Below are 20,599 nucleotides of genomic sequence, written 5' to 3' on the forward strand. Positions count from 1 at the left end.
GCCGAGGGTGTACGAGTCACTACCTATCGACCGCGAGTCCCACCTTTCACTGGTGAGTCGCTACCAATCGTCCTCGAGTCGCTACCTATTGCCTTTGAGTCCCTACCACTCACTCCCGAGTCCCTACCTATTGCCTTTGAGTCCCTACCAACCTGATGCAGCGCTGATTCACCCCCCGGCCACCCAAAGGTTCATCAGATAAATCATGCCCGGGATGGTGAGGAGTGCGGCGGCCGTCGAGCAGATGGTGACGAACGCCCCCATCTCTTCGTCCGCCGAATACTTGGCAAATAAGATCGACGATAGCGTCAGGGTCGGCATGGCCGCCTGGATCAGCAATATCTGCAGCATCAATCGATCCACGGACAGGCCGATTCCGACCAGGACCGCGAGCACAGGCAACAGAACGAGTTTGACGGTCACCGGGAGCCAGAGCGTATTTCGGGTCCCCGCAAGCCGGCCGGCGGCGGATGGCTGTCGAAGCAGGCTCATGATCATGATGCCGATGTAAAACATCGCAAGCGGTGCGGCAATTGCCGCGAGCCGGTCGAACAGGTCTGTGAGCAGATAAGGCGGCCGAAGGTTGAAGAACGCCAGGGTCAGCCCGATCACGATGGACAAGATCGGCACGTTCAGCATGGTCCGGAGCATGCCGAGGCCGACCTGTTTTTTCTGCTGCAGCAACAGGGCGCCGACCGTCCAGATGGTGAAATCAACACCCGCATCAAACATGGCGGCGTATAGTGCCCCTTCCGGCCCGAGCAGCACCGCACACAGCGGGATGCCGATGAATCCGGTGTTGCCGAGCCCCGATAGAATTGCGAGTTCCTTTGCCCGGTTCACCTTTTTATGAAATAGAACCGCAAACAGATAGCCCAACCCGATGCCGGCCAGGTTGATGGCGATGGACACGAGGAATACGAAAATGATCTGCCCGAACAGGTCTCCACCGATGTCCACCTGAAAAATACTCGACAGGATGATGCAAGGCATCCCGACATTCGTGATCAGGCTGATAAAAGCGTTTCTCGTATCTTCATTAAAGTTGAACGTCCTGCTCAGGATCACTCCGATTCCGATCATCAACGTGATGACCCCGATTGAGTGGAAGACGAGGCCCATCGTCACATTGCATTCCCCCCATCATAAAGCACCGCGCTTCACACGCGGTGCCCGTCTTCATATGCGCCAGCCAAAGTCAGACCGTTTTTTGAACGGCGAGATTCGCGGGTTCCCCTTTGTTCTCTTCCGTGCCTGCCTGCTCTTCCGGATCCGCTTTTTTGATTCCGATTCCGGTGAAGGCCAGGAGCATCGCAAAGACGATGCACAGATAACAGGAGACCGCCCACATCCAATAGTCACCGGGGCCGACACCGAGGACTTCCAGATAGAAGATCCCGGAGACCCCCCACGGAACGAACGGGAGAATCATCGTTCCCGAGTCTTCCAATGTCCTGGACAGGTTCAGGCGGCTGAGCCCCATCTTCGTATACGCATCCTTAAACAGGGTGCCGATCATGATGATCGAGATCGACGCGACCCCTGCAGTGAACACAAGTGCGAGGCTGCCTGCAATGGTTGCACCGATGAGCTGCCATGTTTTCTGGACTTTGCCCAGGAACGCCTCAAGGATCACATCCAGACAGCCGGAAACCTCCATGATCCCCGCGAATGTGTAACCGCAGATGATTGTGACGGCAATTGTCGTCATGGAGAAAATCCCTCCGCGGACGAGCAGATTCGACACCGTATCGGAAATGGCGGATGGATCAAAGCCCGAGGCCTGTACCATCGACAGGTTAAATCCGTTTACCATGGACTGCATGCCATCCACAAGGTTGAATCCATTCGAAAACACTCCGACGATGACCGCAACAACAGCCGAAAGCAACATGATCGGCACAGTCGGCTTCCGCTTCAGCGCTCCCCAGATGATGATGATGAACGGCAGACACATGAAGAGATTCCAGTTGAAGATGCTGTCCAGCTGGCTCAGAATCGCCTGTATCCCAGAAGCATCCGCCTCCTGTCCGCCATACAGCTTCATGCCCACTACCAGGTAAACAATGATTCCCACGAGTGACGCCGGAACGGTCGTATAGAGCATGTGGCGGATATGGTCGAACAAGTTCACGCGGCAGACGAGCGGCGCCAGATTGGTCGTATCCGACAGAGGGGACATTTTATCGCCGAACACACCGCCGGCAATGACGGCGCCGGCCGCCATGCCAAGCGGGATGCCGAGTTGTGCCGCAACGCCCATCAGCGCGACGCCTGCAGTGGCTGTCGATCCCCATGCAGTGCCGGTGGCCGTTGAGACGACCGCCACGATGATGAACGCGGTCACGAGGAAGAAGGACGGATTGATGACCTTCAGCCCGAAGTAGATCAGCATCGGCACAGTGCCCGAGAAGATCCAGCTGCCGATGACAATCCCGACTGCAAAAAGAATGAAGACTGCCGGCATGACATTGCCGAGGCGGACGGCGATCCCCCGTTCCATTTCATCCCAGCTGAGCCCGACGCGCCAGCCGATGAACGCCGCGTAGGCCGCCGATACCAAAAGCAAAATCTGTATGCCAATGCCGTAGACGCCAAACCCCACGCCTATGACGGCCCCCATCACGAGCAAGCATGAAACGGCTTCCCAAATTGTCGGTCTGCGTTTAGTGCGCATCAGTTCCCGCTCCCCCTCCATCAAACTTCTGAAATCATCTCGTTGACCGTCAGTCCGTCAAACCCGAGCTTTTTCAGAGTGAGCCCTTCTTCATAAAAATTGCGTTTCAGCAACGTTCCGCCCAATGTGATGACTGCATCGATGTTCGGCGTCGGGACACCTGACGCCTTGCCAAGATCCGACCACAATACGAGACCGCTCGAAATGTCTTCAGTAAAGTAACGGCCCGTGACGCTGACCGGACCTTTGATCTGCGTGAACACTTCGCTTTTATTGAATAGTGTCTGCAGGTCTTCCCGGTCATTATCAAAATAACCCCGGTTGTACCGGGCTTCCACCGCTCCCTCGACCTTCAGCCCGAACGCTTTGCCGAGGGCGAGCCGCTCCTGCTCGATGGCACGGAGCACATTCACCGTATGTTCCGTGATGCCCTCCCTGTAGAGCCAGAACTCACCCCCGGAATAGTCGATCCGCCCCGCATTCAGCAGGCTCGGCCCGGGATGGACTTCCGGATTCCCGTTCTCCAGCGTCGTCTGCCAGATGTTCTCCGCAGGGACGAGGCAGTCGTACAACTGGGAACAGATCTCTAGCAAAGCACCTGTGTCCTCTGCCGGATAAGCAGAAAAGAACAGCTTTTTAACCCGGAGGGACATCTCCGCAACCGCCTCTTCCGGGAATGCCCGGGTTCCATAAGTCAGGGAATTCGTCTCGCCGATTTTGATGCGGGTCTCAATTCCCAGTTCCCGTGCGCGTCTTACGAATCGAACACAGCCCATTGCCGCCGCTCCGTTCAGGAAAACGACCTGATCTTCGGTCAATAAAGGCGCCAGCAGCTCGGCGAATGACTCAATCGCAAAACCCGGAACCGTCAGCATGACCACCTCTGCGCCGGACACCGCCTCTTTCAGATCGGTCGTCACGACTGAGACGGGATGGAAGGACTCCCCCTCAAGCGTCTTCAGAAGGACACCGCCTTTTTCCCGGATTCCATCCAGATTCGAGGCGAATTGAGGCGTTTCATACAGCCGGACATCAAAGCCCCGGCCGGACAGATCCCCCGCTGCGGTGATGCCCCCGTTGCCTGCTCCCAATATCGCAACCGCTTTCACATTCATGGATAACTCCCCTTATTAATTTGACTTGAACAATTTTTCTTAATATTATAGGAGCCTATACTACATGTAAAATATATAATTAAACTAGTCACTATACATCTCGTATATAGAAGGGGGGATTGCGATTGGATCTGGAAAAAGTACGATATTTCGTCCGTGTGGTCGAGGAGGGGTCGGTTTCCAAAGCAGCCGTCTCCCTGAACATGACCCAGCCGCCCCTCAGCATCTCGATCCGAAAACTGGAAGAAGAACTCGGGGTACCGCTCTTTTTCAGACAGGGAAACCGCCTGATCTTAAATGAAACCGGTCAATACTTCTACAAGCGGAGCAAGGAACTGCTCTTTTCGGCGGATGCCCTCCAGGTAGAGATGAAGGAGCGGATCATGGGCAAACGCGGAGAAGTGACCGTCGGCTGCTCGACAATCGCCAACCTCACCATCATCCCGGAAGTCGTAAAGCGGCTGCGCGACCGGGATTACCGGATCACGGTCCGGGTGATGGAAGGAAACACCGCCTATATTCTCGATCAGCTCCGGCAGCACCGGATGGACATCGGGCTGATCGGCAATACATTTGACAGAGCCGACCTGAATCTGACCGCCCTCCTGACCGGTCCGGTATACGCCGCCCTCCCGCCGGGCCACCCGCTCAGCGGAAGAGACCAGGTCAACCTGCATGAGCTGCAGCACGATGACTTCCTCATGCCCTACACCTCGATTGGACTCGGAATCGCCGACTATATAATGGAGGAATGCAGCGAGCAGGAGTTCGAACCATCGATCATCTATTGGGGCGCGGAAACTTTCCCTATGCTGGAAATGGTGAAGAAAGGCCTGGGCGTTGCGTTTGTCCCCGCCCTCCTGCTCCATATTCACGGAGTTGACCTGCCACCGCTTGCGCGGATCGACAGCCCATCCGTCAGCTCAAAGCTAAACCTGGTCACGCTGAAAAACGGCGCCAGGCAGGAAGCCGCCAAACGTTTCCTCGAAGTCACCGAAGAAGTGATTGCCGAACTGAAGCAGAGCACCACATCGGCCATTCGGTGACTTTGCACAGTTCCTTCTAAATTCAATCAAAGAGAAACCCCTGCTCAGCCAATTGGCTGGGCAGGGGTGCTTTAATATATGGAAGGATCCCGAGCTGTTATCTGCTGGTGATTTGGTTGGACTCCTTAAAACGTGTGCTGAAGCATTCGGATTAACTTTTATTAATGAAAAAGGACTCATTCCCTCACGAAAACAACTTCTCCGTCCGCTCCGCTTCCAACTCCTTCGCCAGTTCCAGGAAGAATGGCAAGGACTCCGGGTTGCTCATGGAGTCTGCGTTAATCACGCGTTCTGCCTCAAATCCAAGCAGCAGCTTCCGGATGGGGACCTCCAACTTTTTCCCGTTCAGCGTTTTGGGGATGTCTTCAACTTGGTAGATCCGGTCCGGGGCAAATCGCGGGGACAGCTGCTCCCGGATTTCCTGCTTGATCCGCGCTTCCAGGTCCTCGTTCAGTTCTGCTCCTTCTTTCAAAACGACGAACAGCAGCAGGGATGCACTTTTCCCGATGACTTCCAGATCGATGACGAGGCTGTCGAACACTTCATCGACGCCGGCGATGACCCGGTACAGGTCGCTCGTACCCATCCGGACGCCGGATCGGTTGATGGTGGAGTCGGACCGGCCGTAAATGATGCATCTTCCTTCTCCGTCGATCTTGATCCAGTCGCCGTGTTTCCAGATGCCCGGGTAGTGATCGAAGTAGCTTTCGTGGTACCGCTCGTTTCCTTCGTCTCCCCAGAAATAGAGCGGCATGCTCGGCATCGGCTTCGTCACGACGAGTTCGCCCACTTCGTCTATCAGGGAATTCCCCTCTTCATCAAACGCATCCGCCGCCACGCCGAGTGACCTCCCCTGGATCTCCCCGATGCGCACCGGCTCGATCGGGACGCCGCCCACGAACGCGGCACTGATGTCTGTTCCGCCGCTGACCGAGACGAGCCACACATCCGATTTCACGTGTTCGTAGATCCACTCGTAGCCGTCTGCCGTCAGAGGTGCACCAGTGGAAAATACCGATCTGAGCTTGTGAAGATCATACTTTTCCTTCGGTCGGGCGTCGATTTTCGCGGAGGCGGCGATAAACGGTGCGCTCGTCCCGAAGAAGGTGATGCCCGTTTCTTCGGCGAGTTCCCAGAGGATGCCCCAGTCCGGAGACGACGGGCTGCCGTCATACAGGACGATGGTCGGGCAGGCCAGCCAGCTCCCGATCAGCAGGTTCCACATGATCCAGCCGGTCGAGGAGAACCAGAAGACGACATCGTCAGGTCCCAGATCATGCTGGATTGCCATCAATTTCTTATGCTCCAGCACGATGCCTCCGTGGCTATGGACGATCGGCTTCGGAAGGCCGGTCGTGCCGGAAGAATAGACGATCCAAAGCGGATGGTCGAACGGCATCGGTTCGGCAGCAAGCGGGACGTCCTCTTCAAGCAGCTCCTCCCAGGCCATGTAGGATTCCGGGACTCCTTCCCCGATGTACGGGACGAATACGGCCTGCTTCACAGTCGGCAATTGTTTCCGGATCTCTTCCACATCGCTCCGCTTGTCGAATGTCTTCCCGTTATAGGAATATCCGTCCACCGCGATGAACACGACGGGTTCAATCTGACCGAACCGGGTGATGACGCTCTTCGATCCGAAATCAGGCGAGCAGATGGACCAGACGGCACCGACGCTGGCCGTCGCCAGAAAGGCAATCGCCGCCTCCGGGATATTCGGCAGATAGGCGGCCACCCGGTCTCCGGCCTTCACACCCATGTCCTTCAGCTTTTTCGCGACAGAGGCGACCTGTTTCTCCAGTTCGCCCCAGCTGATCGAACGGGTCGGCGTTGATTCCGAACGGAAGTAAAGCGCCGTCTGGCCCGGGTTCCGCTCCGAGAAGATGTTCTCGGTGAAGTTCAGCGTGGCACCGGAAAACCACTTCGCCCCGATCATGGAGTCCCCCTGCAGGACGTTCGAATAAGACCGATTGCCGGCCACTCCGCAATACTGCCAGATGCTTTCCCAGAATGGTTCGAGCTCGTCCACCGACCACTTCCACAGCTCGGTGTAATCCTTCGCCTGCACGCCTTTTTCCTTCTTCAGCCAGTCCATATAATCCGTCATCACCGATTTCTCGATCCGCTCTCCTGACGGCGTCCAGATGACTTTTCCCTGTGTGTTCCCCGTCATATCCACTTACCTCCTCTTAAACCAATGCCTTTGCCTTGATCACTTCTCTTTTAGCGATGTTCTTTTCCAGTTTAAGCGACAGCAGCGTGATCGCGCCGACCACGAGCATGCCGGAAAGGATGAACATCCCCTGCTGCAGCGTCACCATTCCCAAAATCATCGGCCCGACAAATCCGCCGAGCGCGGCGAATGAATTCACAAGCGCAATGCCGACCGGTGCCGTGCTTTTCGTGAAGAAGAACGTCATATAAGCGAAGAAGCATCCGGTGAATCCGTAAAGTCCGAAGGAAGTGATCGTCAGCATGAACACGACCGGGAGAACGGAACTCGATAGGCCGCAGCCGATGAACCCGGCGATCGCGATCAGGAAACCGAACATCAGATGGGCCTTATGTGCCCCCGTCCGGTCGGCGTTCCAGCCGAAGAACAGAATCGCCGGGATGCCGACCAGAGACGGAATCATCGCCAGCCAGCCGATCTCCATATTCGTGGTGGTGCTCACGGACAGCGACTTGATGATCGTTGGCAGCCAGAACGATAATCCGTAAACCGCACTGTATCCGGCAAAGTAAAAGAGGGACAGCTTCCATACCCGGAGATCCTTGATCATCTCGAGCTTCGACACTTTATTGATCGAAGAAGAGACTTTCTGCTCTGCCGCAAGTTCACCCTCCAGCCAGTCCTTCTCCTCATCCGTAAGCCACTTCGCATCCGCCGGCCGGTTGGTCAAATAGAACAGGACGACGATTCCGAGCACGACGGCTGGAATCCCTTCCAGGATGAACATCCAGCGCCAGCCTTCCATCCCGGCCCACGCAATATTGTCGATGATCCAAGTGGATAAAGGCGCGCCGATGATCCCGCCGATCGGCAGGGCCAGGAGAAGCACGGCCGTCGCCCGTCCCCGCTCGGACGAACGGAACCAGTACGTCAGGTACAGGATGATGCCCGGGAAGAAACCGGCCTCTGCCACCCCGAGGAGGAACCGGAGAATATACAGATGGGCGGCGGACTGCGCAAAACCGGTCAGGATGATGACGATCCCCCAGGTGACCATGATGCGCATGATCCATAGCTTCGCCCCCACCTTGCTCATGATCATGTTGCTCGGAACTTCAAAGAAGAAATAACCGATGAAGAAAATGCCGGACAGCAGACCGAACACTTCGGCGGTCAAGGCCAAATCCGCATTCATTTCCAGTGCGGCGTACCCCAGATTGACCCGGTCCAGATAAGCAATGACATACAGCAGCAGAATAAACGGCAAAATCCGTTTCATCGTCTTGGAAACCGTGCTTTTCTCAATTCTATTGACTTCCGCCTGGTTCAATGCGATTTCCCCCTCGTTCTGAATTCTTTTTAACCCATCCCGGTGACTGTTGCATCCCATCGGCAATACTGATTTCTCCCCTGCATTGCAGGAACGGAAGTAAGGGCACTTTAGCCTTTCTAATTGAAAAGGCATGTTGGCTGTCCCGCCTGTCCCGCTCCCTTCAACTCCTCCCCTTTGCTCGGTCTCCTCCATTGGAATGGAACCGTTTTCAACAGTCTTTACAAGGTTGCCAAATTCCGAAATAATAAAGAGACCGTAGTCTGTAACTAATAAAATGACAGACCATAGTCTGCTTGTCAATGAATTAATTAAATTATTCCGAAAGATGTGATTATATGGACGCGCGTTTAAAAAGAGGCCAGAAAACGAAACGAAAAATCACCGAGACCGCCATCGCCCTGTTCCATGAACGCGGGTTCAACAACGTCACCGTCGATGAAATCGTCACGAAAACAAATACGTCCAAAGGCGCTTTCTACAACCACTTTGCCAGCAAACATGAAGTCTTCGCCGAACAGTTCAAGCAGATCGACCAGTTCTACGTCGACCACCTCGTCCCCCAGCTGGACGCAAAAAAACCGGTCATGGACCGGCTGGCTCAGTTCCTCGATCTTCAAATGACCTACATCCAAAATGAAATCGGCTGGGACGTCACCCGCACCATCTACGAACAAGAACTCAGCACCGAACGCTCCTCCTACTTCCTCAACCCCGACCGGCCGCTATACGGCATCCTGCTGGATCTGTGCCAGGAAGGAATCGACAACGGAGAATTCAAACCGGGCTATACGGCCCATGACATTGTCACGGTGCTCATTCATGCGATGCGCGGAGTACTTTATAACTGGAGTCTGAACCGGGGGAAAATTTCATTGAAGGATGAGCAACGCGTGCTGTTTGGGGTGGTGTTGGAGGGGCTTTTCAGGAGTGAATTGTAAATAGACCGCTACCCTTCAATCCGGTAGCGGTTTGAGGTTTACACAAAACCCAATCTAAGCATATTATGACCATCAAAATAGAAGTCGTTTCCATGATATACCGTTAGTATAAGATGATCATCCCTTGTCCTGATCTCACCAATACCATTGAAAATAGCTACTCCTCTTTTCTTGATATATATCTTAGGAACATGGAAGTTATTAAGATAAGCCTTATTTTCCGGTTCGGCAACGAAGGCTTCTTCGAATAATACTTTAATTGTAACCCCATTCTTCATCACCTTAAAAGTAGCAACGTTATCAAGTAGTTCGATTTTCTCTACAAAGCCAGTTACTAAGCGAATTTTACCTATGTCATTCTGCGTAATACGATCAACGTCTCGTTTCATAATATTTTTACCACGAATCTTTAACTTCCCTTCTTCTTCACCATCAAACAATGAAGTTTGTATAGAAGGTTTTATTATCTTCTTATTACTCATTGTTTCTTGTTGTTTGTTTCTCCTTGAAGCTTTTCTTCTGGCTTTTGCTTCCTCTATTTCTTCATCTGTCATCTGCGATAATCTAAATGCCTCATTCAGTGCATCACTACGACGCTTCCTGCTGATATTAACAATGAAAACTTCGCCGGAATAGGTTCCAATTTGCTTTGGTATTCTATCGAACTTATGTAGACAGTTGTCTGAATGGTTATCCAGATTCCATGTTTTATAGTACGGAGTACGGCCAGCACAGAATGCAACACGAGCAGTACAAGCGGGTGTAGGGCAATATAGTTTACCTTTGTAATAATTTTCATATTTACGAACTGTCATCTGTTCAAGTGCAATTTTATGAATTTCCCCATTGTCGAGATACCTTGCCTCAGTAATCTTCATACAATCCCACCTCTAGAAATCATAATTTTAAGTATATTGGTTCCATTTATAATATCATAAATGTAACCAATGGTTCTAATTTTTAGTTGTCATTATCAGTGTGTTTTTAAGATTTTTTAACCTATGTAATCAGCACTTTTAGTTCAATAACGATAGTAGGTGGGTTCAGAGTTGCGGGGTCTGCATTAAGCACGCGTTCGGCTTCAAATGCGAGCAACAGTTTACGGATCGGGACCTCCAGCTTTTTACCGTTCAATGTTTCAGGATGCAACCGGGTAGATCCGATCCAGCGCAAACCTTTGGTGCGGTTTTTTCCATTTGCCCGCTTAATTCCTGCTTCTAATTCTTTATCCAGTTCCGCACCTTCTTTCAGCTCATCAAACGAGAGGAGCAATGCGGTTTTTCCGGTGACTGCCAGATCGATGTTGATCCTGTTTCACATCCGTATAGAAGCAATTCTGCCGAAATGAAAATTCCAAACGACACACAAAAACCCCCGCAGCAACCCGCTCCGGAGGCCCCATAACTTACCCATTCTCTCAAATAATCCCCTGCACCCTCAGAATCACTTCCGCTATCAGCGCAGATCCAATAAACGTACCGACCATGACGAACGTTGCCACGATGATCGTTTTCCACCCTAACTTAGTAAAGTCCGTCCATGACCGGCCAATGGCAATCCCGGCGTAGGCCAAGATTGGAGTGGCCAGGGCTAGTAGTTCTACCTGACTCGTCCATTCAACCACCTTTTCAGAACCTGGCATCCATGGCATGGAGACGAGAACCCCAATAATGGAGATATAAGCGATGCTAGGGAAGTTGATTGGAATGAGGTCTCTTAAAATGAAGCCGGACAGGCAGATTAAGACAAGGACAATCATCCCCGGCAACGCGCTTACCGGTAGAATGTCGTAGCCGATCCAGTTTCCGATGATAGCGATTATGCCAAACACACCGAGTAACAGTATCCATTCCTGAATATTTTTCAGCATCACTGTTCTCCCCTTTTCCGGGTCATGATGGTATACAGTTTTTCGGTTAGCGGAAGCCCAATGAAAATGCTTACCCATAACCCGGTCGAGAGCGACAGGAGGTTACTTGCTCCTGCAAAAGCGATGATCTGGGTTTCCATTTCAGGGAATGCCGCGATCAGAGATCCACTTGCCGCTGCCATCATGCTTCCGCTCCCCACGCCTGATGCCATTGCGAATGATAGCGGGCTTAGTGGGGTGATGGTTGCTAGCAACCCGGAGAGCAACCCAAGGAAGACTGCGCCGAACACCGTTCCGAAGATGTACATGGCCATGACTCCGCGTCCTTCAGGAGAACTGATGCCGTATTTGTCCATGATCAGCCCGACGTTTGGCTCTCGGCCGATTGAGTGGGTCATCCCAATTGCTTCCCGTCTCATTCCAAGCCAAATGGCTACTGGCAATGCTAAGAAGATCGTCCCCAAGTTTCCGAGTTCCTGCAACAACAGCGCTGGCCCGGCGGCGATGACATCTGGCAGAGAGGGGCCAATGATGACTCCGATTTTTGCCAGGAGGAGCGCAACGCCCAGCACGATGATCGGCTCTGCTGTTTTGGACTGTTTTTCCTTGACGAGCGGAGTGAAATAGAGCAGTAATCCAATAATCAGCGCATAGAGCATCGGCAGCAAGAGAATGACACCCGGCCCAAGTGGGATCCGGAATGTTCCAATGGCTTCTGTGATGATGACGGTCAGCAGCACAAGCACATGCAGGCGCCAGTCTTTCCAAAGGCCGTGTACCTGATTGGCGTTCTCGTTCATGGCCATCCCCCATTTCCAATTCTATTTATTGAACAGACGGCGTCTCTGTTCTTTCCCCCCGGTGAACTGTTCAATGATTTCATAAACAGCTGTTACATCTTTTTGTTCATTATTCAAATGGGCAGCGATGTCCAGAAGCTGTCTGGATGGTTCGCTGGAAATAGTCGGGACGCCGACACTCTCGGCCAGGCTGCGGTAAAGAGTAACGTCTTTCCTCATGTTGCTGAGAGAAAAAATGACTTCCGCGAAACTTTCCTTCAGCAGATTCGGACCGAATACATCCATGACCCGTGTCTGGCCCGTTCCTTTCTGAAGAACAGCTGCAATCTTTTCTTTTGGCACGCCTGCCTGTTCACCGGTCATAAAGGCTTCGCTGAGCAGCGAGATCACGCCCCCGACGACCATGTTATGGCAGAGCTTAGCAATCTGGCCGGCCCCGCTCGTTCCTAAGTATTCAATATGAGAGCCGATTGCCCTCAAAACCGGCATGGCGTTCGGTAGTCCTTCTTCGTCCCCGCCCACCATAACCGTCAATGTTCCTGATTCGGCCCCGGCCGGCCCGCCGCTGAGCGGACAATCAAAGAAATTAACTTTGCGTTCACTTGCTTTCAATGCCAGCTTCCGTGTTAACCCTACGTCATTCGTACTCATATCCATGACAACTGTGCCCTCATTTATCTCCGGGAAAGCCTCTTCCATTGTTCGTTCCACGAGCTCCGGACTTGGAAGGGAAAGGATCATGCATTCGACCTTTCCAGCGAGATCCGGGATTGTCTCGCATACAGAGGCTCCCATATCAATTGCACGTCTGACGGCTTCCTTGTTAACGTCAAACACATAAACCCGATATTGATGTTTGATCAAATTTTTCACAAGTCCTGACCCCATCAGGCCACAGCCCACTACGCCAATTCGCTCCATGCACATCACCTCCCTGAATCAAGCCTTGATGTATACCGTCTTGTAATCCGTCCAGAAATCGAGTGTAGACGAGCCTTGTTCTCGCGGACCGATGCTGGATTCCTTCTTGCCGCCAAACGGGTATTGATTCTCGAAGTAGTTGGACGGAATATTCACGTGTGTCACACCGGATTCGATGTGTTTGACGAAATACATCGCTTTTTTCAGGTTGTTTGTGTAGATGGTTGATGACAATCCGAAGTCACTGTCATTCGCCAGTTCGAGAGCCTCCTCGAAGGTGTCCACAACTGTAATGCCGACGACCGGACCGAAGATCTCTTCCCTGAAGATCGTCATGTCTTTTGTTACTCCGCTGAAAATGGTCGGCTCGACAAAGTATCCCCGATCCAGTCCGTTTTCGGTAATTTGCCTGCCGCCGAATACCAACATCGCCCCTTCTTCCTGCGCAGAACGGACATAACGGAGGTACGTGTTGAGTTGTCCCTCGTCAATGACCGGACCATTGTCGACACCTTCTTCAACTCCATTGCCGATCACCAGGTTCTTTGCTCGTGCCACCAAATTCTCCGTCAATTCTTCTGCGATTGTTCGGAGCGCAATGACTCTGCTGGTCCCGGTGCAGCGTTGGCCGTTGTCCAGGAAACTGCTGATGACCAGGTTTTCTACCACTTCATCCAAATCAGCGTCCTCAAGGATGATGGATGGATTTTTACCGCCCATCTCAGCTTGCATCTTCGCTCCTCGGCCGCCCACGGCACGGCCGAGCGCCATTCCGACACTTGTAGAACCGGTAAACGATACTGCCTTGATCTTCGGGTGATTGCCAATCGCATTGCCGATGACGCCGCCCGGACCTGTAACCATATTGATCACTCCCGCCGGTACACCTGCCTCCTCAAACAGTTCCATTATTTTCACGCTGATGAGGGATGTATTACTCGCCGGCTTGAAGATCACGGTATTTCCCGCAACAATGGCCGGCGCGATCTTCCAAATTCCAATTCCAAGCGGGAAGTTATATGGCGCGATCACCCCGACTACGCCAAGCGGCTCACGAATCGTATAGGCAAAGATGTCGGGATCATGTGACGGCACAGTCTCGCCGGCCATCCGAGTAGCTTCGCCGCTAAATTGTTTCATGGCTTCGATCGTCTTATTGACTTCTCCCTTGGCCTCGCGGAGTGACTTTCCTACTTCAAGTGTGATAATCCTGGCCAACTCTTCCCGTTGCTCCTCCAGAAGACGGATCAGCCGGAACAGAACGTCCCCTCTTTCCGGCACTGCGGTATGGGCCCACAATGGGAAAGCGCTTTCCGCGGAAGCGATGGCAGTTTCCACATCCTCCTCATTTGAGGACTGAAAAAACCCGAGGACTTCACTTTTATTGGCAGGATTGATGCTTTCATAGGTTTCCCCTGTGACGGACGGCGTCCACTCGCCGTTAATGTAGTTATAATAAACTTCGGTCATTGTGCTGTCTCCTCTCTTTTCGCCTTATTTGCATAATAGTTTGAATAAGACAAGAAAAGAATGTGGAGACCCACGAATTTTACTGCTCTTTTTCACCGCCTGACACAAGGAGCCTGAAAGCAATGACCAAGTCCATCCACTCCTGGCCATGGTTCATGTTGACCTGTAACGTCTCTTCAATTTTCTTCAGTCGGTAATAAAGTGTATTGGGATGTATATGTAGCCGTTCCGCTGTCTCCTTATGGTTCTTGTCCGTCTCGATCAGACATTGAAGCGTCTCCAGATAGGCATGATTCATTTCCTTCAACTTACCCAGCTTATCATTTGCGAACATCGCGAGAATTTCAGGATTGACTTCATAAAGAAGACGCTCAATCCCTAGCATCGTGTATTCCACGATATCTTGGTCATTGAGTTTGCCATACTTTACCGATCGCATGGCCTCCTTGTATGAAATTGACAACTCGTTAACTGAAGTCTGACGTCCAATGCCAAAGTAAAACTTTTTTTGTCTGCTCCATAATGACCGGCTTCCTTCAATCATATCCCGGATGGCAGAGTCACTGAACACCGGTACAATGATGATTAACTGAAATGCTTTCGTAAAAATCAAGCTGTCCGGGCAGATAGATAAGGCAAGATGCTCGACGGACTTTACAAATGATTCTTTGTCAACCAGACGATCGGTATTCCAGAGTGGCGCTTCTTTTCCTTCCACGATCAGGCATTGAACATTCCACCGGGGATTCCATCGGATGTATTGCAACGCCTGGTACAGGTCCCCGTCAAGCAACTGGTTAAAAACCTCTTCCCGGAAATGAATTTCCTTAGCATGGATGGCATTTTCCTTAATAACCTCCAAAGCAATCACGAGACTTGCCTGCTCGATTGCGGTCTGCTCAATTTCTGAAAATGCACCGAACGGCTTCTCTAGCTCCAATTGTCCCAGCAGGTCCGTATCTCGCCCGACCGGAAACAAAAAGCCGTCTTGTCTCCCATACTGATTCTCGTGAAACCTCACCTCTGATGAAATCATGCCCTTTAAAAGGGACAGCACTTCTTCTACACCCCGACCGTCAAGCAAGGTCTTGTAAAACCGGTCGTGAATAGCAAACGACTGTTTCAATAGGTGGTTTTTTTCTTTTAATGCCTGGTACACATTGGAGTTATCGATTGCAATGGCACTCTGATCTGTCAGCATCTCAATGATCTGCATATCGTCCGTGGAGAACACGCCATTGTGATTAAAGTTGTTGACCGCCACGACGCCAAGACAAGTTTCTTTGTTTACAATCGGAATGCAAAATGCACTTTTGATCTTTCGGCGCCCTACACCTTCAAAGTAATACCGATAATTGTCCGCGGTCATATTTTCCATATAATCGTCAATTTCTCTTTCTGAAGTGAATAACTTGGCCGCTTTTTGCTGAAAGATTTTCCCGGCGATCGACTCACCCGACCGGAAAGACAGACGTTCCATGTATTCCTTGTTAACCCCTGCTCCTTCAGCAAAACACAAGGTGTCGGTATCCTCGTTGTACAAGTAAATAATAAAAACATCCGCCACGTTCACCAGTTCTTTAGCAGCATGCACTAAGTTTTCTAAAACCTCTTTCAACTGAAGAGAACGTGTGAGAATCTTATTCAGCTCCAGTAGTTTAGTCACTTTGTCGGACATGGATTGCAACATGATCCTACTTCCCTCCTACATGCTAAAAAAGCAGAATTGTCTATCCATTATAGATGATTGGACAGGGAATGATAGAGGAAGCCATGGAGGTATTCAGATATGTTTATGAAAAGGAAAAGGACGCCTTCCCTGAACGAATAGTCAACCTAACTACACGGGAAACGTCCATTAAATAGCTTCTCTTATTTCCTTTTCACAAAGGAAACCGCTTTCAATTTACTTCAGTGTTTTAGATAGTTGAATATTTACGATGTCTGTTTTTTCATCTTTGATATTTTCAGTGTCTTCAGCGGGTTTATTTTTTGTCAGGAGTGATACGCCAATGAAACTAATTGCACTGACAACCAACGCCGGATAAATAGGATCCAAACCACCAAAACTCAAAAAGCCATTTTCCGCAAGAGCGACTGTAATGCTACCAAAAATTAAAGACGTCATGCTTCCTGCTGCCGTTGCGCGTTTCCAAAAGTGCCCCACCAAGTATGGGATAAATGCCCCTCCCGCACGTAGAGTGAATGAAAACACTAGCAGTGTAATAATGTCTGTAAAGTTAGCTACTGCAATGAATAAGCTTAGTCCACACACAACAAACATTGTCCAGCGAATCATTTTCAAAAGGTGTTTATCATCAGCATTTTTGTTGAAGTATTGACTGTAAATATCGTTAGTAAATATTGATCCTGCTGCAAGCAAGTTACTGGAAGCGCTAGACATTGTTGCGGAGATTAACGCTGCAAATAGCATTCCTACGACAAAGGAGGGGAGGACTTCTACTGCCATTAGAGGCAATGCATAGTTAGCTCCTTGATTTGCCATAACGGTTCCGTCGATTAGACCGTTCTGTACCATGCCATACATCAGAATCCCTATAAATGCAGGGATAAAAGCAAAGATGGCATATACGATCGAGGTAATAATTGAAGCGTTTCGTGCGGATTTCTCATCTTTTGCCGAATAGTAGCGTTGGACCGCTTCCTGTCCGACAGTAAATGAAGCAATATACATAATCACCAATGCAATAATTGTCCAGATTCCAGTACCGTCAGTCATACTCCATTTGGCTTCTGGTACATTGGCTGTCAATGCCGTAAACCCTCCGCCTGCATTCAGAGCAAACGGTATGATCAGTGCCATTCCAACCAAGATGAACAGCCACTGTACAACGTCTGTATAGACCACGCTGTACATACCACCCATTACACTGTAAACAGCTACTACTACGGTGACAATGAATGCTGAAAGTGCATAATCCCAACCTGTCATTACTGATAAAATCGTCGATGATGCAATAATCTGAACTGCCGTCAGACCAACCATGGGCAACATCATGATAATCGCTGTGACCAGCCCATTTTTCTTACCATAACGCTTTGTAAAATACTCCGGAACCGTCTTGACCATCGCTCTGCGGAGCATAGGTGCGATGAAGGCAAGGACGATAAATGCTACGGCCATAGCACTTACATACCAAAATGCGGAGAATCCCCAATCACCATAAGCCTTTTCGACGACTCCCATTGTAGAACCGCCACCTACTTCTGTTGCAGCAAGACTTCCAGCAAGTAACCATGGCCCCATCTTTCTGCCAGCTACTAAGAAGTCTTCATTATCTTGTATCTTTCTGGATGCCAAATAACCAATCAGGACCATGACAGCAAGGTAGACTATCACTACGGAAATGACCACCATATTCGTCCCCATTCAGTTTCCCTCCCTTTTGGGTGTCCTTATCGGATTTGCTCCAGAATAGAATTCCTTTCTATACTGTACACTCGTCGAATAACCTCTCCTGAACCTTGAGCAATTGCATTTTCCCCGTCTATTACAACCCGGCCACCTACGATTACAAACCTAATCCCATGATTATATTGCCTTGGTTTCTCGTAAGTTGCTCGATCAGAAATCGTATCAGGATCAAAGATCACCAAGTCTGCTACTAACCCCTCCCGAATAATTCCTCTATCCTGCAGGCCGATAATGCGGGCCGGTTGGGAGGTCATCCGGCGGATCATTTCTTCCAAACTGGTGATGCGTTCCTCTCTCACATATTTACCTATGATACGCGGGAAGGAGCCATAGGCTCTTGGGTGGGGTTCCCCGCCAAGTAGGCCATCACTGCCAACTGTGCCGGAAGGGTGTGATAAAATTTGTTTGACAGATTCCTCATTCATCACAAAGTCAATCATGCCTACAGCATTTCGCTCATTCAAAATTAGATCCAGAGCAACATATGGATAGTCGTCCCGTCCCTCTTTTATAGTAATCTCCCTGATAGTCTTCCCAACATATGACTGACGTAGTGATGAAGCAACAGATGTAATAACGATTCCGTCCCAACCTGCCCATTTCGACATACTGTCCCAGCCTTTCACTGCCGTGGCCATTTCAGATACTATCCGCTCTCTAAGAGCGGCATCTTTGAGCCGTTCGAGCATCGCTTCTGTTCCACCATCATGGGCCCAAGGGGGAAGTATGGCACTAAGCATCGTGCTCCCCGCCGTATAAGGATATTGGTCAAACGTTACTTCCAGTCCTTCTTCACGCGCTTTATCGATTTTCTGTAGTACGTCTGGAGTTTTATGCCAGTTTTCCTTACCACAGTTTTTCAAATGAGAAAAATGAAGATGTGCGCCACAGCGTTTCATCATTTCGATTAACTCATCCATTGACTCCAGAATTTCATCACCTTCACTTCGCTGATGAATTACTAGAGGAGCTCCATATTCTGCTATCACTTGGCAGAGTGCCTCCAACTCTTTCATTTCAGCAAAACAGCAAGGAGGATAAATTAGGCCTGTTGAAAGACCAACCGCTCCTTCTTCCAAGCATCGGCGTAGAACTTCTTTCATTTGGTGAATCTCTTCGTCAGTTGCAGGGCGATTGACAAGCCCCATAACTTCCATACGAATATTTCCGTGTGGGGCAAGTGTAGCAAGGTTATAGCTTGGCCCTTTTAATTCGATCTGTTCTAAATACTCATCTATTGTTGTGAAGTTCCATTCAATTGGCGGTGTGCCATCAAGTCCGGCTAAGTTATTTTGCCAGTCTGTTAGATATTCAACAGGTAACGGGGCTGCAGCAATGCCATCCTGACCTAGGAGATCAGTCGTGATACCTTGACGAATTTTCTCTTCGATCAACGGACGATCTAGAATTACCAAGTCAGAGTGGGTGTGCATATCAATGAAACCTGGACTGACTACCTTCTTCATAACATCGATAATCTGTTTTGCCGTAACATCGAGCTTTCCAATTCTCTCTATCCGTCCATTTTTGATTGCAATATCTCCGTAATACCACGGTGAGCCAGTGCCATCTATGATTTTGGCGTTTTTCAGCAAAAGATCATACATAAAGGTGTCCACCCTTCAGATTTGGATTTGGTTGCAGGCAAAGAGTTTCGAATATAGTAACGTAACCCTCAAAAGCTCCGTATAGCTGTGCCAGTTCGATATACTCGTCATCCTTATGAGCCAAAGTTTCTAAAGACGGTCCAAATCCAATTGTCTTGATACCCGCTTCTCCCGCGAAGTGGCTGCCGTTAGTACAAAATGCGTAATAGGAAGGTTCCCCTAAGAATCCTTTTGATTTTAGTTCATTCTGCAGAGCATGGATTAAAGGATCATCAGAGTCCAACAGCCAGGCCGGGAAATAACGTTCTGCTTGTATCAAGTTTCCGGTGTAACATTTTGCTTCCCCCGATGCAAATGAGACTTTTGCTTTAAAGGTCGAATCAGAACCTGAAAGCTCATCGATTAAAGACTGTATTGGGGCTAAAATACTCTCTTTCGTTTCATTCACGAGTGTTCTTCTGTCAAAGGTCACTTTGCAATAATGGGGAACAACAGAAGCCCCCGGATACGGACTTGATTTAATATCAGTAAGCTCTAATATTCCTTCGCCAAGAATAGGATGTGCAGGACACTTGAGTGTATTGATCTTTTCAACTAACTTCATCATCTTATTGACGGCATTAATGCCTTCCTGAGGATTCGAAGAATGGGCAGGTTCGCCAAAAGTCTCAACGACGATTTCCGCACGCCCCCTCTGCCCATGTTTGATGGTCAAAGCAGAGGCTTCTCCTATAATCACGACATCAGGCTTTATTGCTTCACTGACTTTTCTGGTGGCTACGCCTTCGAAACACTCTTCATGCACGCTACAGGAAACTGCAATTTCTCCGGCAAATGCCCTGCCATTCACTTCTGCAAACGCTGCTCCTGCTGCGATTGCGCAAGCAACGGCCCCTTTCATATCAGTTGCTCCCCTGCCATATAACTTTCCGTCTTTTACGATCCCTTCAAATGGAGGAACTGTCCAGCTATCTTCATTAACCGGAACCGTATCGATATGTCCGTCAAACAGAACAACTGGTCCGGGTTTCTCACCTATGATTCTGCCGATTACATTTCCATATTCATCTGTTAGCACTTCATCGTATCCAAGTTCCTGGAACATTCCTTTAACTGCTTCTGCAACATCGCCTTCTTCCCCGGAGTAACTCTGTTTCCGGATCAGATTCTGGCACATCTTGAGGAGCTGCTCTTTCCAGCCGTTATGTGTCAT

Annotated in this window: 17 protein-coding genes; 2 read left to right on the forward strand and 15 right to left on the reverse strand. The window is 50.2% G+C overall.

The window, feature by feature from the left end:
- Positions 1–168: 168 nt before the first annotated feature.
- The 3 genes from B0B07_RS04810 to B0B07_RS04820 form a co-directional block, all read right to left on the reverse strand.
- Entirely contained in the window at positions 169–1,122 is a 954-nt protein-coding gene (locus B0B07_RS04810) for an AEC family transporter (protein ID WP_076757196.1), read from the reverse strand.
- A 76-nt stretch (positions 1,123–1,198) separates the two neighbouring features.
- Positions 1,199–2,677: a Na+/H+ antiporter NhaC gene (nhaC, locus tag B0B07_RS04815; protein ID WP_076757519.1), complete on the reverse strand. Its 1,479-nt coding sequence runs from the start codon at positions 2,675–2,677 to the stop codon at positions 1,199–1,201.
- Between the two features lie 20 nt (positions 2,678–2,697).
- On the reverse strand, positions 2,698–3,792 hold the full coding sequence (locus B0B07_RS04820) for an NAD/NADP-dependent octopine/nopaline dehydrogenase family protein (protein ID WP_076757197.1): 1,095 nt from the start codon (positions 3,790–3,792) through the stop codon (positions 2,698–2,700).
- A 125-nt stretch (positions 3,793–3,917) separates the two neighbouring features.
- Between B0B07_RS04820 and B0B07_RS04825 the strand changes: the two genes are divergently transcribed.
- On the forward strand, positions 3,918–4,838 hold the full coding sequence (locus B0B07_RS04825; protein ID WP_076757198.1) for a LysR family transcriptional regulator: 921 nt from the start codon (positions 3,918–3,920) through the stop codon (positions 4,836–4,838).
- Between the two features lie 184 nt (positions 4,839–5,022).
- On the opposite strand, the gene B0B07_RS04830 is transcribed toward B0B07_RS04825, so the two are convergent.
- Entirely contained in the window at positions 5,023–7,011 is a 1,989-nt protein-coding gene (locus B0B07_RS04830) for an acetoacetate--CoA ligase (protein WP_076757199.1), read from the reverse strand.
- A 16-nt stretch (positions 7,012–7,027) separates the two neighbouring features.
- The gene (locus B0B07_RS04835) at positions 7,028–8,341 is read right to left on the reverse strand and encodes an MFS transporter (protein WP_076757200.1); all 1,314 of its coding nucleotides are present in this window, start codon (positions 8,339–8,341) and stop codon (positions 7,028–7,030) included.
- 338 nt (positions 8,342–8,679) lie between these two features.
- Between B0B07_RS04835 and B0B07_RS04840 the strand changes: the two genes are divergently transcribed.
- The gene (locus B0B07_RS04840) at positions 8,680–9,282 is read left to right on the forward strand and encodes a TetR/AcrR family transcriptional regulator (protein WP_076757201.1); all 603 of its coding nucleotides are present in this window, start codon (positions 8,680–8,682) and stop codon (positions 9,280–9,282) included.
- A 38-nt stretch (positions 9,283–9,320) separates the two neighbouring features.
- Here the strand turns inward: B0B07_RS04840 and B0B07_RS04845 are convergent, their stop codons facing one another.
- The 10 genes from B0B07_RS04845 to B0B07_RS04890 all read right to left on the reverse strand — a co-directional run bounded on the left by B0B07_RS04845 (position 9,321) and on the right by B0B07_RS04890 (position 20,599).
- Positions 9,321–10,160, reverse strand: coding sequence for a hypothetical protein (locus tag B0B07_RS04845; RefSeq protein WP_076757202.1), 840 nt, complete (start codon positions 10,158–10,160; stop codon positions 9,321–9,323).
- A gap of 121 nt (positions 10,161–10,281) precedes the next feature.
- Positions 10,282–10,554: a hypothetical protein gene (locus tag B0B07_RS04850; protein ID WP_076757203.1), complete on the reverse strand. Its 273-nt coding sequence runs from the start codon at positions 10,552–10,554 to the stop codon at positions 10,282–10,284.
- A gap of 145 nt (positions 10,555–10,699) precedes the next feature.
- Positions 10,700–11,152 (reverse strand): hypothetical protein, encoded by a 453-nt coding sequence (locus B0B07_RS04855; RefSeq protein WP_076757204.1) that lies wholly within the window; start codon positions 11,150–11,152, stop codon positions 10,700–10,702.
- Positions 11,152–11,952 (reverse strand): DUF3100 domain-containing protein, encoded by an 801-nt coding sequence (locus B0B07_RS04860; protein ID WP_076757205.1) that lies wholly within the window; start codon positions 11,950–11,952, stop codon positions 11,152–11,154. Before B0B07_RS04860 ends, B0B07_RS04855 begins: the two co-directional genes overlap by 1 nt.
- 21 nt (positions 11,953–11,973) lie before the next feature.
- Positions 11,974–12,873: an NAD(P)-dependent oxidoreductase gene (locus B0B07_RS04865; protein WP_076757206.1), complete on the reverse strand. Its 900-nt coding sequence runs from the start codon at positions 12,871–12,873 to the stop codon at positions 11,974–11,976.
- 18 nt (positions 12,874–12,891) lie between these two features.
- The gene (locus tag B0B07_RS04870; RefSeq protein WP_076757207.1) at positions 12,892–14,343 is read right to left on the reverse strand and encodes an aldehyde dehydrogenase family protein; all 1,452 of its coding nucleotides are present in this window, start codon (positions 14,341–14,343) and stop codon (positions 12,892–12,894) included.
- Between the two features lie 79 nt (positions 14,344–14,422).
- Entirely contained in the window at positions 14,423–16,033 is a 1,611-nt protein-coding gene (locus B0B07_RS04875) for a helix-turn-helix domain-containing protein (RefSeq protein ID WP_076757208.1), read from the reverse strand.
- Positions 16,034–16,249: 216 nt separating this feature from the next.
- Positions 16,250–17,734, reverse strand: coding sequence for a sodium:solute symporter family protein (locus tag B0B07_RS04880; protein ID WP_076757209.1), 1,485 nt, complete (start codon positions 17,732–17,734; stop codon positions 16,250–16,252).
- A 26-nt stretch (positions 17,735–17,760) separates the two neighbouring features.
- Positions 17,761–19,386: an N-acyl-D-amino-acid deacylase family protein gene (locus tag B0B07_RS04885; protein ID WP_076757210.1), complete on the reverse strand. Its 1,626-nt coding sequence runs from the start codon at positions 19,384–19,386 to the stop codon at positions 17,761–17,763.
- Positions 19,379–20,599 (reverse strand): YgeY family selenium metabolism-linked hydrolase, encoded by a 1,221-nt coding sequence (locus tag B0B07_RS04890; RefSeq protein ID WP_076757211.1) that lies wholly within the window; start codon positions 20,597–20,599, stop codon positions 19,379–19,381. The genes B0B07_RS04885 and B0B07_RS04890 overlap by 8 nt, the downstream gene beginning before the upstream one ends.

Source organism: Edaphobacillus lindanitolerans (genome assembly GCF_900156305.1).
Taxonomy (GTDB): domain Bacteria; phylum Bacillota; class Bacilli; order Bacillales_A; family Planococcaceae; genus Bhargavaea; species Bhargavaea lindanitolerans.